General features: G+C 54.0%; 15 protein-coding genes. 9 read left to right on the top strand and 6 right to left on the bottom strand.

Going from position 1 to position 14,352, the window contains the following annotated elements; genetic code table 11:
* Positions 1-37: 37 nt before the first annotated feature.
* From VIJ98_RS10960 to VIJ98_RS10950, 3 genes are all read right to left on the bottom strand, one after another.
* Positions 38-1,270, bottom strand: a complete 1,233-nt coding sequence (locus tag VIJ98_RS10960; RefSeq protein WP_323273907.1) for an MFS transporter — start codon at positions 1,268-1,270, stop codon at positions 38-40.
* Positions 1,271-1,356: 86 nt separating this feature from the next.
* On the bottom strand, positions 1,357-2,799 hold the full coding sequence (gene pyk / locus VIJ98_RS10955) for a pyruvate kinase (RefSeq protein ID WP_008110470.1): 1,443 nt from the start codon (positions 2,797-2,799) through the stop codon (positions 1,357-1,359).
* 107 nt (positions 2,800-2,906) lie between these two features.
* Positions 2,907-3,761, bottom strand: a complete 855-nt coding sequence (locus VIJ98_RS10950) for a MurR/RpiR family transcriptional regulator (protein ID WP_008110468.1) — start codon at positions 3,759-3,761, stop codon at positions 2,907-2,909.
* Between the two features lie 372 nt (positions 3,762-4,133).
* On the opposite strand from VIJ98_RS10950, the gene zwf reads away from it, so the two are divergent.
* Entirely contained in the window at positions 4,134-5,609 is a 1,476-nt protein-coding gene (zwf, locus tag VIJ98_RS10945; RefSeq protein WP_061718590.1) for a glucose-6-phosphate dehydrogenase, read from the top strand.
* A 187-nt stretch (positions 5,610-5,796) separates the two neighbouring features.
* Positions 5,797-6,438 carry a bifunctional 4-hydroxy-2-oxoglutarate aldolase/2-dehydro-3-deoxy-phosphogluconate aldolase gene (locus tag VIJ98_RS10940; protein ID WP_008110463.1) on the top strand — a complete coding sequence of 214 codons (642 nt, stop codon included), beginning with the start codon at positions 5,797-5,799 and terminating at the stop codon, positions 6,436-6,438.
* Positions 6,439-6,573: 135 nt separating this feature from the next.
* Here VIJ98_RS10940 and purT read toward each other — a convergent pair whose 3' ends face one another.
* Positions 6,574-7,752 carry a formate-dependent phosphoribosylglycinamide formyltransferase gene (gene purT, locus VIJ98_RS10935; RefSeq protein WP_323273905.1) on the bottom strand — a complete coding sequence of 393 codons (1,179 nt, stop codon included), beginning with the start codon at positions 7,750-7,752 and terminating at the stop codon, positions 6,574-6,576.
* Between the two features lie 161 nt (positions 7,753-7,913).
* Here purT and VIJ98_RS10930 point away from each other — a divergent pair, with 161 nt between their 5' ends.
* Together VIJ98_RS10930 and VIJ98_RS10925 are read left to right on the top strand one after the other, a co-directional pair.
* Positions 7,914-8,555: a DUF533 domain-containing protein gene (locus VIJ98_RS10930; protein WP_323273903.1), complete on the top strand. Its 642-nt coding sequence runs from the start codon at positions 7,914-7,916 to the stop codon at positions 8,553-8,555.
* A gap of 139 nt (positions 8,556-8,694) precedes the next feature.
* Positions 8,695-10,758: a prolyl oligopeptidase family serine peptidase gene (locus tag VIJ98_RS10925; protein ID WP_323273901.1), complete on the top strand. Its 2,064-nt coding sequence runs from the start codon at positions 8,695-8,697 to the stop codon at positions 10,756-10,758.
* Here VIJ98_RS10925 and exoX read toward each other — a convergent pair.
* A complete protein-coding gene (gene exoX / locus VIJ98_RS10920; protein ID WP_008110459.1) occupies positions 10,752-11,420 on the bottom strand; it encodes an exodeoxyribonuclease X in 669 nt (222 codons plus the stop codon). The genes VIJ98_RS10925 and exoX overlap by 7 nt on opposite strands.
* A 3-nt stretch (positions 11,421-11,423) precedes the next feature.
* Positions 11,424-11,654, bottom strand: a complete 231-nt coding sequence (locus VIJ98_RS10915; RefSeq protein ID WP_008110458.1) for a DNA polymerase III subunit theta — start codon at positions 11,652-11,654, stop codon at positions 11,424-11,426.
* A 153-nt stretch (positions 11,655-11,807) separates the two neighbouring features.
* Here VIJ98_RS10915 and copC point away from each other — a divergent pair, with 153 nt between their 5' ends.
* The 5 genes from copC (at position 11,808) to VIJ98_RS10890 (ending at position 14,316) form a co-directional block, all read left to right on the top strand.
* Positions 11,808-12,185 (top strand): copper homeostasis periplasmic binding protein CopC, encoded by a 378-nt coding sequence (gene copC / locus VIJ98_RS10910; RefSeq protein WP_323273898.1) that lies wholly within the window; start codon positions 11,808-11,810, stop codon positions 12,183-12,185.
* Positions 12,186-12,188: 3 nt separating this feature from the next.
* Positions 12,189-13,070, top strand: coding sequence for a copper homeostasis membrane protein CopD (copD, locus tag VIJ98_RS10905; RefSeq protein ID WP_323273896.1), 882 nt, complete (start codon positions 12,189-12,191; stop codon positions 13,068-13,070).
* A 33-nt stretch (positions 13,071-13,103) separates the two neighbouring features.
* Entirely contained in the window at positions 13,104-13,451 is a 348-nt protein-coding gene (locus tag VIJ98_RS10900) for a YebY family protein (protein WP_036650191.1), read from the top strand.
* 506 nt (positions 13,452-13,957) lie between these two features.
* Positions 13,958-14,170 (top strand): cold-shock protein, encoded by a 213-nt coding sequence (locus tag VIJ98_RS10895; RefSeq protein ID WP_007889586.1) that lies wholly within the window; start codon positions 13,958-13,960, stop codon positions 14,168-14,170.
* Between the two features lie 2 nt (positions 14,171-14,172).
* A complete protein-coding gene (locus VIJ98_RS10890) occupies positions 14,173-14,316 on the top strand; it encodes a cold-shock protein (protein WP_085982370.1) in 144 nt (47 codons plus the stop codon).
* Positions 14,317-14,352 lie beyond the last annotated feature (36 nt).

Raw genomic sequence — 14,352 nt, 5'->3', positions numbered from 1 at the left:
GTCGCCATTCATGGCGACCCGTACCCTAAAAAACCAATTACACCACTGCCACATGACTGCGACGCTTACGCTCGCGCAGGAACAGCGTCACCAGCCCAAACCACAATACGCCAGCCACGAAGTTAATCCCGCTAAACCACGGTGTTCCGCCGCTGAAGTAGCCGCTTTTCGCCAGCTCAATCCCGACTGCTAAGGTCAGAATACTGATCATGCCGAGCATCGCCGCCACGCTACCTTTGCCTTCATTACTTGAGTAAAGCGTCAGTCGGTACAGACCGGCATTCACCATGCCCGCGCCAAAAGCGTACAGACTTAAACCGGCGGTCAGTAGCAGATAGGTGTGGCTATCCAGCAAGTTAGCCAGCAGCGAAATGCTCAGACCAATCAGGATTGGCCACGCAGCAAATTTCACTGGCTGCTCAATCGGAACGCGTCCTGCCAGTTTTCCCAGCGTGATGTTGCCCGCAATCATCGCCAGGAACACCGGCAACTGCAGCAGCGCATACTGCATGCGTGACAAGCCTTCATCGTGCATCAGAATCACTGGCGACAGCGCCACCCATGTCAGGATCGGGATAAACACCAACCCAATCGCAAAGGATCCGTACATCACCTGACGATCGCGCGCTAAACGCGCATAGCCGCGCGCCAGCGTTGGCAGAGCGATAGAGTGACTGCGGTCGCCAGCCGTTTCCGGCATTACACGCCACAGCAGGGCAAACGCAATAACGCTGCAAATGGCAAACAGCCAGAACATACTGCGCCATTCGCCAACGGTAAGCCATGCCGCACCGGCCAGCGGGCCCGCTAACGGTGCCAGCAGCGCAACGTTGGCCATCAGCGCCATCATGCGCACCGCCAGCGCTTCGTCAAAGGCTTCCTGCACCGCCGCATAGCTGACTGCGCCAATAAAGCACAGGCTAATGCCCTGCACAAAACGCAGCGCGACAAACTCTTCAATACTGCTGACCCACGTCGTCAGAATACAGGCCGCTGCGAAGAACAGAATGCCAAACAGTAATACCGGACGGCGGCCATATTTGTCTGAAAGCGGACCAAGCAGCCATTGCAGCACCACGCCGCCCATCAGATACGCGGTTAATGAGGTGGACACCCATTCCGGGCCTACGCTGAATTCAGACGTCACCAGCAGCATGCCGGGCTGGATCATGTCATGCGCGATATAGGTGGCGAACTCAAATAGCACCAGCGCGAGCGGAAACAGCAGCACGCGCCCGGTGAGTTGAGTAATAGGTTGATAGCGGGCCATCTGGCCTCCTTGTCAAAAAAATAAAAACGCGACTGCCAGGCAGTCGCGTTTGTCCATGTTGTTACAGCCGCTGTCGGTGGTGCGTATTAATCTACGCGCAGTACACGGCTGGTATTGGTGGTGCCAGTGGTGGACATCACGTCACCCTGGGTAACAATCACCAGGTCGCCTGAAACCAGGAAACCTTTCTCGCGCAGCAGGTTAACTGCATCATGCGCGGCGGCAACACCATCATTATTGCTATCGAAGAACACCGGTGTAACACCACGGTACAGCGCGGTCAGGTTCAGGGTACGTTCATGACGTGACATGGCGAAGATCGGCAAACCGGAAGTGATACGTGAAGTCATCAGCGCGGTACGGCCCGATTCGGTCATGGTAATGATGGCCGAAACCCCTTGCAGATGGTTGGCAGCATACATCGCCGACATGGCAATCGCTTCTTCGACGTTATCGAACTGCACTTCCAGGCGATGCTTGGAAACGTTTACGCTCGGGATTTTTTCTGCGCCGAGGCACACTTTCGCCATCGCTGATACGGTTTCAGCCGGATACTGGCCTGCAGCCGTTTCCGCCGACAGCATCACCGCATCGGTACCATCCAGCACGGCGTTCGCCACGTCCATAACTTCGGCACGCGTTGGCATCGGATTGGTGATCATTGACTCCATCATCTGCGTTGCAGTGATGATGGTGCGGTTCAGCTGACGCGCGCGACGGATCAACGCTTTCTGAATACCCACCAGCTCAGGATCGCCAATTTCTACCCCTAAATCGCCACGCGCAACCATCACCACATCAGAGGCGAGGATGATGTCATCCATTGCTTCCTGTGAGGCAACGGCTTCAGCACGTTCCACTTTCGCCACCAGTTTGGCATCGCAGCCGGCGTCGCGCGCCAGACGGCGGGCGTAATTCATATCTTCGCCGTTACGTGGGAAGGAGACGGCCAGATAATCCACGCCAATTTTCGCGGCGGTAACGATATCAACCTTGTCTTTTTCGGTCAGCGCGTCGGCAGAGAGGCCGCCACCAAGTTTGTTGATGCCTTTATTGTTAGACAGCGGACCGCCGACGGTAACTTCGGTGAACACTTTTACGCCCTGAACTTCCAACACTTTCAGCTGCACGCGACCGTCGTCCAGCAGAAGGATATCGCCTGGCACCACATCTTCTGGCAGGCCTTTATAGTCGATACCGACTTTTTCTTTGTCGCCTTCGCCTTTACTTAAATCGGCATCCAGCAGGAAACGATCGCCGACGTTAAGGAACACTTTGCCTTCTTTGAAGGTTGAGACGCGAATTTTTGGACCTTGCAGGTCGCCAAGGATCGCCACATGACGTCCCAGTTTCGCCGCGATTTCACGGACTTTGTTGGCGCGCTGCTGATGATCTTCCGGTGTGCCGTGGGAGAAGTTGAGTCGTACAACGTTAGCACCCGCCGCGATGATTTTTTCGAGGTTGTTGTCGCGATCGGTGGCTGGACCGAGGGTTGTAACGATCTTGGTTCTTCTGAGACGTCTGGACATGAAGGACTCCGTTAGCAAAGTATCGTGTCGCTCTCAAGTGACACGTAGTGTTCATCTATTCTATATGATCGATGGGCTGTGATTCGACTCACATTGTGAATGTGATGTTAATTATTTTCCTGCGCCTGTTTCTCCAGGCGTGAATCTTTCAGCGCTTCTTTCACCCGTTTCAAATTTTCACGGAAAGCGGCGCCGCGCTCAAGGGTAAACCCTGTCGCCAGAACATCAATCACGGTTAATTGTGCGAGGCGGGAAACCATTGGCAGGTAGATATCGGTATCTTCGGGCACGTCGAGCGTCAAAGCCAGTGTGGCTTCGGCCGCCAGTGGGGAACCCGGAGAAGTGATAGCCAGCACAGTGGAAGCGTTTACACGCGCCAGGCGAGCCAGTTCTACCATATTTTTGGTGCGACCAGTATGTGAGATGAGAACAAACACATCATTTGGACCACTATTTATGCAACTCATGCGCTGGATCACAATATCCTCTGACCAGATGACCGGCAGATTAAAACGCAAAAATTTATTGGTGGCGTCGTGGGCGACCACGGCAGAGGCACCAAGGCCAAAGAAGGCAATTTTATGGGCGTTTGATAATGCCTGAACGGCCTGGCGAATAATCTGAGAATCGAGTTGCTGGCGGACGCGGCTAAGGCCGGCTAACGCGGAATCGAAAATTTTGTGGCTATAACTTTCCACACTGTCATTTTCTTCCACATCGCGGCTCACCCAGTTTGGGCTTTTCACCAGGCTCTGCGCGAGCTGCAATTTGAAGTCAGGAAAGCCGCGCGTGCCCATACGATGGCAGAAGCGATTCACCGTCGGTTCGCTGACGTCAGCGGCGCGTGCCAGCGTGGCGATGCTGGAGTGCATCGCCTGCTGCGGCGCAGCGAGAATTTGTTCTGCGACTTTACGTTCTGATTTACTTAACGCATCGAGTTGCGCCTGAATTTGTTCCAGCATGGTTTAACCTAATGAGCGTCAATCACTTTTCCGCGTTCATCAATCAATGAAATCGCTGCCAATTCCCAAGAATATACCGTGTAATAGCACCTCGCACGCAGCGGAGGACAAATGTAAACGCGAATTTTTTGCGATACTTTGATCGCTGACGTGTTTTGCCACGACAAATATCGAAACAGAAAATGTGCTCAAATGGCACGCTACAACACACTTAACACCTTTATTACGTTCACAGTTAACGCCAGCAAAACGCGGTGTTCGGGTTGTCCTGGACCGGCGAAAAACGTACATTGTGCTGTAAGAAAATTACAATAAGGACCCGGCGTGATGAGAACGCTCAAGCCGGGTATATCCTGCAACGAGGAGAGGAAAATGGCGGTTACACAAACAGCCCAGGCATGCGATCTGGTGATTTTCGGTGCCAAAGGCGATTTAGCGCGCCGTAAACTGTTGCCATCACTGTATCAGCTGGAAAAAGCCGGTCAGATTCATGAAACCACTCGCATTATAGGCGTGGGTCGCGCGGATTGGGACAAAGCTGCGTACACCAAAGTGGTACGTGAAGCGCTGGAAACCTTCATGAAAGAGAAGATCGATGAAGCGCTGTGGGACACTCTCAGCAGCCGTCTCGACTTCTGTAACCTCGACGTAAATGACACCTCGCATTTCACCAAACTGGGCAAAATGCTTGACCAGAAAAACCGCGTAACCATTAACTACTTTGCCATGCCGCCAAGCACCTTTGGCGCGATTTGTGACGGTCTAGGCGCCGCCAAACTGAATGCCAAACCGGCGCGTGTAGTAATGGAAAAGCCGCTCGGCACCTCATTGGAAACCTCGCAAGAGATCAATGACAGCGTTGGCAAATACTTCGAAGAAGGTCAGGTTTTCCGAATTGACCACTATCTTGGTAAAGAGACGGTGCTTAACCTGCTGGCGCTGCGTTTTGCCAACTCCATCTTCGTCAACAACTGGGACAACCGCACCATCGATCACGTGCAGATCACCGTGGCGGAAGAGGTCGGTATCGAAGGCCGTTGGGGTTACTTCGACAAAGCTGGCCAGATGCGTGACATGATTCAGAACCACCTGTTGCAGATTCTCACCATGATTGCTATGTCGCCGCCATCCGATCTGAGTGCGGATGCGATTCGTGATGAGAAAGTGAAGGTGCTGCGCTCACTGCGCCGTATTGATCAAACCAACGTACGCGATAAAACCGTACGCGGTCAGTACACCGCCGGTTTTGTGCAGGGCAAGAAAGTGCCGGGCTATCTGGAAGAAGAGGGCGCGAACAAGCAGAGCGCCACTGAAAGCTTCGTTGCTATCCGCGTGGATATCGACAATTGGCGTTGGGCTGGCGTGCCGTTCTATCTGCGTACCGGCAAGCGCTTGCCAACCAAATGCTCTGAAGTGGTGGTGTACTTCAAGAATCCTGAGATGAACCTGTTCAAAGATTCGTACGCTGAACTGCCGCAGAACAAGCTGACCATTCGTCTGCAGCCGGACGAAGGTGTGGATATCGAAATCCTCAACAAAGTGCCGGGACTCGACCACAAGCATAAACTGCAGACCACTAAGCTGGATCTGAGCTACTCCGAAACCTTCAACCAGTCGCATCTGGCCGATGCTTACGAGCGTCTGCTGCTGGAAACCATGCGCGGTATTCAGGCGCTGTTTGTACGTCGTGATGAAGTGGAAGCGGCGTGGGGCTGGGTGGATTCAATCATCGATGCCTGGAATGCCGATGCCGAAGCGCCGAAGCCGTATCAGGCGGGAACGTGGGGACCGGTTGCCTCTGTCGCGATGATTACCCGCGATGGCCGTTCCTGGAACGAGTTCGAATAAAGACCTAATGCTGAGCCCGCCAATGCGCGGGCTTTTTTTTCGGCCAAAATTCATTTTTCTTAAAAGTGAACCTGAGTTTCAAAAAATTTTGATATCCGATGGACGCCGCTCCAGCCAATCTTGTATGGTAGAGCCCAATTATTGACAGCGTGGTCAAACGCCGGGCTGATGCAACTAAGGAAACGTGATGAAGAACTGGAAAACAAGTGCTGAACAGATCCTGAAAACTGGCCCGGTCGTGCCGGTCATCGTGGTGAACAAGCTGGAACACGCGGTGCCGATGGCGAAAGCGCTGGTAGCGGGCGGTGTGCGTGTGCTGGAAGTCACGCTGCGTACCCCGGTGGCGATGGACGCGCTGCGCGCCATGATTAAAGAAGTACCGGAAGCGATTGTTGGTGCGGGCACGGTTATCAACACCCAACAATTGAAAGAAGTCACTGACGCCGGTGCGCAGTTTGTTATCAGCCCAGGATTGACGGAATCGCTGCTGAAAGCCGCAGTTGAAGGTCCGGTGCCATTGATTCCAGGTATCAGCACGGTTTCAGAACTGATGACCGGTATGGATTACGGCCTGCGTGAATTCAAATTCTTCCCGGCGGAAGCCAACGGTGGCGTGAAAGCATTATCAGCGATCGGTGGTCCGTTCCCGCAAGTGCGCTTCTGCCCAACCGGCGGCATCTCGCCAGCCAACTATCGTGATTATCTGGCGCTGAAAAGTGTGCTGTGTATCGGCGGTTCGTGGCTGGTACCGAATGATGCGCTGGAAAGCGGTGACTGGGATCGTATTACGCGTCTGGCGCGTGAAGCGGTTGAAGGGGCACGCGCATAACGGCGTTTATCGGATTGCCATTGATGGCGTAAAGCTTGCCAGTTAAGTGTGAATCGGTCGCCATGAATGGCGACCCTACGGTAATGTGGCGGTTTTTGGTAGGGTCGCCATTCATGGCGACCTCTTAATACTGACTTAACCTTCTATTTTCACCGCTGCTGCACTGGCAACGGCGCGCGCGATAGCTTCATCGGTGTTTTCACCGGTCGCCAAAGCCACACCCAAACGGCGTTGACCGGCAATTTCCGGCTTACCAAACAGGCGCAGCTGCAACCCGGCACCCAGCGCGGCTTCGATATTCCCGAACACAACGTTCTGGCTGTTCAGCTCAGGCAAAATCACAGCCGACGCTGCAGGACCGTATTGACGGATACCGCCAATTGGCAGACCGAGGAAGGCGCGCACATGCAGCGCGAACTCAGACAGATCCTGCGAAATCAGCGTAACCATGCCGGTATCGTGCGGACGCGGTGATACTTCGCTGAACACCACTTCATCACCGCAGACGAACAGCTCCACGCCAAACAGGCCGTATCCGCCGAGCGCTTTCACCACGTTAGCGGCGATATCTTGCGCGCGTTGCAGCGCCAGTTCACTCATCTGCTGCGGCTGCCATGATTCACGATAATCGCCATCTTCCTGACGATGACCAATCGGCGCGCAGAAGTGGATGCCATCTACCGCGCTGATGGTCAGCAGGGTGATTTCGAAATCAAACTCCACCACGCCTTCAACGATCACGCGGCCCGCACCGGCACGTCCGCCTTGCTGCGCATAATCCCAGGCTTTGTCCAGCTGGCTGGCTTCACGAATAAAGCTCTGGCCTTTACCGGATGAGCTCATCACCGGCTTAACGATGCATGGGAACCCGATCGTCTCAGCTGCGGCGACAAAATTCTCTTTGCTGTCAGCAAACTGGTAAGTCGAGGTCGGTAACGACAACTCTTCCGCTGCCAGACGACGAATGCCTTCGCGGTTCATGGTCAGACGTGCAGCGCGTGCGGTCGGCACCACTTTCTGACCTTGCGCTTCCAGATCCAGCAGTTTTTCGGTGGCGATGGCTTCAATTTCTGGCACCACGAAGTGCGGCTTTTCCTGGGCAATCAATGCGGCCAGCGCGTCGCCGTCCAGCATGTTGATTACATAGCTGCGATGCGCCACGTGCATCGCTGGGGCATCGGCGTAACGATCCACCGCGATCACTTCCACACCCAGACGCTGGCACTCAAGTGCCACTTCTTTGCCTAATTCGCCTGAACCCAACAGCATGACACGCGTAGCGGCAGGGCGCAGCGCGGTTCCGAGAGTCGTCATAATTTCACCTTAGCAGTCAAAATGCGCGCGCAGTATAAACGAAAACGTTTGCGTACTCACGCTTTCGCCACGATCAGGTTTGCCATACTTTTCCCGCTCTGACGTTAACTGACACAGCCTGCGGCAGCATGGAGAACGGAAAATTAAACGGGAGTTAAACGATGAGTAATTGGCTACAGCAAATTCAATCGGTGCTGGCGAAGAAGGGCGGTGGCGGAAAGTCGGGCGGCTTAAGTGACATGCTGGCACCCGGCGCATTGGGCGGGCTGGCGGGATTGCTGGTGGGCAGTAAATCCACGCGTAAGTTGCTGACCAAATATGGCGGCAAAGCCTTGTTGTTGGGCGGCGGCGCGGCGGCGGGCGCGCTGCTGTGGAACAAATACAAACAGCGCATACGTGAAACCCATCAGGACGATGCGGGCTTTGGTCAGCTGCAAACGCCGATGGATCAACGCGCAGAGCGTTTAGTCACGGCGCTGGTGTTCGCGGCTAAAAGTGACGGTCATATTGACGATCAGGAGCGCGCAGCGATTGAGCAAAACATTCAGCAGGCCGGCTACGGCGCACAAGCCGAAGCGCTGATTCAGCAGGCGATGAATCGCCCGCTCGATCCCAACTGGCTGGCCGCCGATGTCAAAAACGAAGAAGAGGCGCTGGAGCTCTATTTCCTCAGCTGTGCCGCCATTGATGTCGACCACTTTATGGAGCGCAGTTATCTCTCCGCGCTCGGCGATGCGCTGAAAATTCCCCAGGATGTGCGCGACGATATTCAACGTGATATCGATGCGGAAAAAGCCGCGTAATCCATTACGAAGGTTGCATCCGCAGCCTTCGTTTTCCCTGTCTGGCTTGCCCTGCGCAAAGTGATGCTGCGTGCAGCTTGGCATCGCACGCGATTAGTGCCACGCTTGCTGAATGTTGTCCTTCAGGGAGAAGAGCCTAATGAATCAGCCACACGCGAAAAAAATTCCCCATGCCATGAATCTGCACGGTGAAACGCGCATCGATAATTATCACTGGTTACGTGATGACGACCGCGAGAATCCAGAAGTGCTGGCCCATCTGCACGCCGAAAATGATTATGGCCGCGCCATGATGGCGTCGCAGAATCCGCTGCAGGAACGGGTGTTGAAAGAGATCGTCGACCGTATTCCGCCGCAGGATCACTCGGTGCCCTATGTGAAAAACGGTTATCGCTATCAAAGCCGTTATGAAGTGGGCAATGAGTATCCGGCTTATTTCCGTCAGCCAGTAGACGCGCCGGCTGATGAGCCATGGCAGCTATTGCTCGATGGGAACCAACGCGCCTCGCACAGTGATTTTTACACCATGGGCGCGCTGGCGATTACGCCGGACAATCAGGTGATGGCCTTAGCGGAAGACTTCCTGTCGCGCCGTCAATACGGCATTCGCTTCCGTAATTTGCAGAGCGGCAGCTGGTATCCGGAAGTGCTGACCAATGCATCATCCAGCGTGGCCTGGGCCAATGATTCGCGCACGCTCTACTACGTGCGTAAGCATCCGAAAACGCTGCTGGCGTATCAGGTGTGGCGTCATGAACTGGGTCATCCGCAATCTGACGATCAGCTAGTGTATGAAGAGAAGGATGATTCCTTCCACCTGAGCGTGCACAAAACCACCTCCGAGCACTTCATTCTGATTGCGCTATACAGCACCAACACCAGCGAGATTCTGCTGATCGACGCCGAGTATCCAGATGCGCAGCCGCAAACCTTTTGTCCGCGTCGCCGTGATCACGAATACAGCATCGATCACTACAATCATCAGTTCTACATTCGCTCGAATCGCGACGGCAAAAACTTCGGTCTCTATCGCAGCGCGTGGCTGGCGGAAGCGCGCTGGCAATCGCTGATCCCGGCGCGTGACAACGTGGTGCTGGAAGATTTCCAGCTGTTCCGCCATTGGCTGGTGGTGGAAGAGCGTCAGCACGGTGTAAACACCTTACGGCAGATTAACTGGGAGAGCGGCGAAAGCTTTGGTATCGCCTTCGACGATCCGGCCTATGTCACCTGGCTTGCCTATAATCCTTCGCCGGAAAGCGACACCTTGCGCTACGGCTACTCTTCCATGACCACGCCGACCACCTTGTTTGAACTGAACATGGAAACCGGCGATCGTCGCGTGCTAAAGCGCACGCCGGTGCCGGGCTTCAAATCCGAGGATTATAAAAGCGAGCATCTGTGGATCACCGTGCGCGATGGGACGGAAGTACCGGTTTCGCTGGTCTATCACCGCAAGCATTTCCAGCGCGGTAACAATCCGTTGCTGGTATATGGTTACGGCGCTTACGGCAGCAGCATGGATGCCAGCTTTGGCACCAGCCGCATCAGCTTGCTCGAGCGCGGCTTCGTCTACGCCATTATTCATGTGCGCGGTGGCGGCGAACTCGGCCAGCAATGGTATGACGGTGGCCGGCTGAAGAATAAAATCAACAGCTTCACTGATTTTATTGATGTCACCGAAGCGCTGGTGGCGAAAGGGTATGGCAATCGTCAGCAGCTCTACGCGATGGGCGGCAGCGCCGGAGGATTACTGATGGGCGGCGTGGTGAACATGGCGCCGGATCTGTTCCACGGCGTGGTGGCGCAGGTGCCGTTTGTGGATGTGGTGACTACGATGCTCGATCCGACGATTCCGCTGACCACCGGCGAATACGATGAGTGGGGCAATCCTGAACAGGCGGAGTTTTATCACCTCATCCGCAAATACAGCCCGTATGACAACATCGAAGCCAAAGCCTATCCGCATTTACTGGTTACCACCGGCCTGCACGATTCACAGGTGCAGTATTGGGAACCGGCCAAATGGGTGGCGAAACTGCGTGAGCTTAAAACCAACGATTCGCTGCTGTTACTCTGCACTGAGATGGATTCTGGTCACGGCGGCAAATCGGGTCGTTTCAAAGCCTATGAAGGTGTGGCGCAGGAGTTCACTTTCCTGATCGGCCTGGCGCAGGGCAGCTTGCCAGACCGCGTCGATTACTGATCGCTCTTCACGTACTTGCGCAGCGCCTGCCGTAACGGTGGGCGCAAATCGCGCACATTTTCCAGCACCCAACGCAGATAGCCGGGATCTTTGCGCGCGATGCTGCCAATGCTCTGACCGCGATATTTGCCGAACGGGAACACATCGCCGCTCACCGGCGCGGGCTGGCATAAATTCGCCATCTGCTCGGCGTTCCAGCCTGAGGTTTCCATAATGCGGATCAGCAGCGCAGCGGTAACGTAGCAGTCATACAATGCGCGGTGCGCATGCAGTTCGGCTGGCGGCGTGACATCCAGCTTTAAGCTGTGACGCAGTGCCTGATTGCCATACTTAATGCCGGGCCACAGCTGACGCGCTAGCGTCATGGTGCAGATCCATTCGCCTGGCATGGTGGGCAACATGCGACGATCAAAGCTGGCGTTGTGTGCCACATAATGCGGGCTGCCATGATAGCGGCCAATCGCTTCTTCAATGGTGGGTTTGCCCACTACCATCGCTTCGGTAATGCGATGTACCGCCATTGCCTGACGACTGATGGGGCGATCCGGGCAGATTAAGTCACTCATCGGATTAACAATCTGACCATCAATGACATCCACCGACGCCACTTCCACCACGCCGCCCTGCAGGCCGCAGGTTTCGGTATCAATAACACGTAACATAAATTACTTCTGCTTAGGTTCGTAGGGCAGGCGCGACAGGCTAAGCGAAGCCTGGCGATAGTTCATTAAGCGCTGACGAAACCAGTCACGCAGCGCTTCGGGTTGCTCGCGTTCTACCATTTCGGCAATCACCGGCATATTGTAGCGCTCTTTAAATGCAACGCCTGCGGCGGCCAGATCGACATTCACTTTGTCTTTCTCTTCCTGCGAGAGCAGGGCAAGGTTTTGGCTCATGCTTTTCTCCTGATAAACAGGGGCAAAAGTAATGGTTTCGGACCTTGGGATCAAGGGGATTGGATCGCACCGCAAGTCTCGACACCTGCGGATCGGCGGCGTATCCTGCTGCCACGTTTACGGTGGTTTGCCGTATTTAAAAGGGAAGAAGTCATGAAGAAAACTGCGTTCAACTCGGTCGTCGCGCTACTTCTGGCGTCATCAACGCTGGCCTTCAGCCAGTTTGCCATGGCGCATGCTCACCTGAAAACACCGGTTCCAGCCGATAAAGCGGTGGTGGAAACGTCCCCGCAGAATTTAACGCTGACCTTTACCGAAGATGTTGAAGCGGCGTTCAGTGGCGTGGATGTGCTTAATGCTCAACATCAGCCGGTGGCGGTCGGAAAAGCCGAACTCAACGATAAACAACATGATCAGTTGATTGTGCCGATCAGCCAGCCGCTGCCATCGGGCAATTATCAGGTTAACTGGCATGTGCTGTCCGTTGATGGGCATAAAACCAAAGGCAGCTACAGCTTCAGCGTGAAGTGATTGATGAGTTTGAGCACGTTGTGGATTGGCTTGCGAGCGCTGCATTTTTTGTCGGTGCTGCTGCTCGCCGGTAGCGCCTTCTATACCGCGCTGCTGGCGCCGCGCCGCTATCGTCCGCTGCTATCACAACGTTTAGGTTTAATTTTACGTACCAGCGCGCTGCTGAGTTTGTTCAGCGCGCTGTTGATGCTGGCAACACAAACCGGCTTGATGAGCGGCGACTGGCGAAATGTCAGTGATAGCGCAATCTGGCAAGCGGTGCTTAGCACACGCTTCGGTCAGGTTTGGCGCTGGGAAATTGCTTTCGCACTGCTGAGCACGTTGGCGCTGCTGCTGCGTGGCACACTGCGGCAAAATCTGCTGTTGTGCAGCGGCCTCTTGCAGTTGATGGCTTTGGCCGGCGTAGGGCATGCCGCGATGCGCGATGGCTGGCCTGGATTGCTGCAGCAATGCAATCATGCACTGCATTTAATTGCGGCTGCATTCTGGGCGGGTGGATTATTGCCGCTATTAGTGCTGATGCGTGAAGCGCGGCAGATTGCCTTTCGCACCGATGCGATCCGCTGCATGATGCGCTTCTCGCGTTACGGACATCTCGCGGTAGCGCTAGCGCTGCTGACCGGCACGATTAATAGCCTGCTGATTGCCGGTTCACCGCTAAAATGGCAAGCCACGCTGTGGAGCGAGTTGCTGGTGGTGAAGGTGCTGCTGGTCATGCTGATGATCGCTATCGCGTTAACCAATCGCTATCTGCTGGTGCCGCGCTTTCGCCTGGCGGCCAGCAATACAGCGCATCTGTTTATTCGCCTGACGCAGCTTGAGCTGCTGCTGGCCGTTATTGTTATTGGGTTGGTGAGTGTGTTTGCCACGCTGTCACCGGCCTGAATGTGTCATTAAAGAAGATGAAATGAGGTCGATATTTTGCTGAAGAAACTGATTCCAGCTTGCGTATTGATGGCGCTGTGCAGCCAGGCGATGGCGGCACAGATTATTACCGTCAGCCGTTTTGAGATTGGAAAAGATAAATGGCCCTTCACCCGCGAAGAGGTGATGTTGACCTGCGAGAAAGACGGCGCGTTGTTCGCGATTAATCCGGGCACGCTGCTGCAGTATCCGCTTAACGATAAAGCCCTGGCGCGCAAAACTGCCGGGCAGGGCACGCTGCAATCGATCGACACCATCGTCGCCGTTGATAAAGCTCATCCCGGTCAGAAAATGAGTCTGCAGCCGATCATCGATCGCGCCCAGCAACTGTGCGATAAGTAATCCCCTAATTTTTCAGGCGTAGCGCACATTTTTGCCGCTACGCTTGCTTCCTTGTTCTGTCAACACGATCACAGAGTTGTCACCTTTCCGTATCAAACCTCCATATTGGCTGGAAAACCACCAATCTTGGTCTACCTTTAAATGGCAAGGCGTCCTCGCCTGCAAAAATGCCAACTTTTAGCGCACGGCTCTCAAAGAGCCATTTCCCTGGACCGAATATAGGAATCGTATTCGGTCTTTTTTTGTCTCTTTTTTACGTTCTAAATTCAAAAAACCATTATCACTAACCGAGAATTAAATATTCTTTTCGCTTGCTAGTATCGAAAATAAATGCGTTAATGCTTCGTCGGTCTGAATAGCAGACAGTTAGAAGGTTAGTTCCCATTGTATTTCTCATCCCAGTTAGTGCCGCTTCAAGCCCTTTCTCTTTGAGTCTTATCCTAAGTTCTGATTCGTATCTGCAACTCGGCCCTTACGCCAATAGGCTCATTTAAAAGGTAAAAATTATGTCTAATAAAATTCTTGGAACGGTAAAATGGTTCAACTCTGAAAAAGGCTTCGGCTTTATTTCTCCTGAAAATGGCAGCAAGGACGTTTTCGTCCACTTCTCAGCCATTCAGGGCACTGATTATCGCTCACTTGATGAAGGTCAGCGTGTTGAGTTTTCAGTTGAAGATGGTCCTAAAGGTCCGTCTGCAACAAATGTATTAGGTCTGTAATTATTCGTATTTATCATCGTTTAAGATGTCCGCATTGCCAGAGTTCACAATATCGCACCTCCGCGTTCGATATTACTAAAATGAACCCACATGGCGCTAAATGCATTTTCTGCAAATCATCAATGATTATGTTGAAAACTGCATAATAACGGATATTCTGCCCTGATAATTATTAGGGCTTA

The organism is Pantoea sp. S18, from assembly GCF_045689705.1.
In the GTDB taxonomy this organism is placed as follows: Bacteria; Pseudomonadota; Gammaproteobacteria; order Enterobacterales; family Enterobacteriaceae; genus Pantoea; species Pantoea symbiotica.
The sequence above is the reverse complement of the archived record's forward strand: the minus strand, read 5'-3'. Positions and strand labels throughout refer to the sequence as shown.

What these genes read in the sequence shown, in the direction of transcription:
- copC (WP_323273898.1), top strand. Translation starts at nt 11,808, where the DNA reads ATGAAGAAAACTGCGTTCAACTCGGTCGTCGCGCTACTTCTGGCGTCA.
- VIJ98_RS10930 (WP_323273903.1), top strand. Translation starts at nt 7,914, where the DNA reads ATGAGTAATTGGCTACAGCAAATTCAATCGGTGCTGGCGAAGAAGGGC.
- VIJ98_RS10925 (WP_323273901.1), top strand. Translation starts at nt 8,695, where the DNA reads ATGAATCAGCCACACGCGAAAAAAATTCCCCATGCCATGAATCTGCAC.
- VIJ98_RS10950 (WP_008110468.1), bottom strand. Translation starts at nt 3,761, where the DNA reads ATGCTGGAACAAATTCAGGCGCAACTCGATGCGTTAAGTAAATCAGAA.
- exoX (WP_008110459.1), bottom strand. Translation starts at nt 11,420, where the DNA reads ATGTTACGTGTTATTGATACCGAAACCTGCGGCCTGCAGGGCGGCGTG.
- VIJ98_RS10915 (WP_008110458.1), bottom strand. Translation starts at nt 11,654, where the DNA reads ATGAGCCAAAACCTTGCCCTGCTCTCGCAGGAAGAGAAAGACAAAGTG.
- pyk (WP_008110470.1), bottom strand. Translation starts at nt 2,799, where the DNA reads ATGTCCAGACGTCTCAGAAGAACCAAGATCGTTACAACCCTCGGTCCA.
- VIJ98_RS10895 (WP_007889586.1), top strand. Translation starts at nt 13,958, where the DNA reads ATGTCTAATAAAATTCTTGGAACGGTAAAATGGTTCAACTCTGAAAAA.
- copD (WP_323273896.1), top strand. Translation starts at nt 12,189, where the DNA reads ATGAGTTTGAGCACGTTGTGGATTGGCTTGCGAGCGCTGCATTTTTTG.
- purT (WP_323273905.1), bottom strand. Translation starts at nt 7,752, where the DNA reads ATGACGACTCTCGGAACCGCGCTGCGCCCTGCCGCTACGCGTGTCATG.
- VIJ98_RS10960 (WP_323273907.1), bottom strand. Translation starts at nt 1,270, where the DNA reads ATGGCCCGCTATCAACCTATTACTCAACTCACCGGGCGCGTGCTGCTG.
- VIJ98_RS10940 (WP_008110463.1), top strand. Translation starts at nt 5,797, where the DNA reads ATGAAGAACTGGAAAACAAGTGCTGAACAGATCCTGAAAACTGGCCCG.
- zwf (WP_061718590.1), top strand. Translation starts at nt 4,134, where the DNA reads ATGGCGGTTACACAAACAGCCCAGGCATGCGATCTGGTGATTTTCGGT.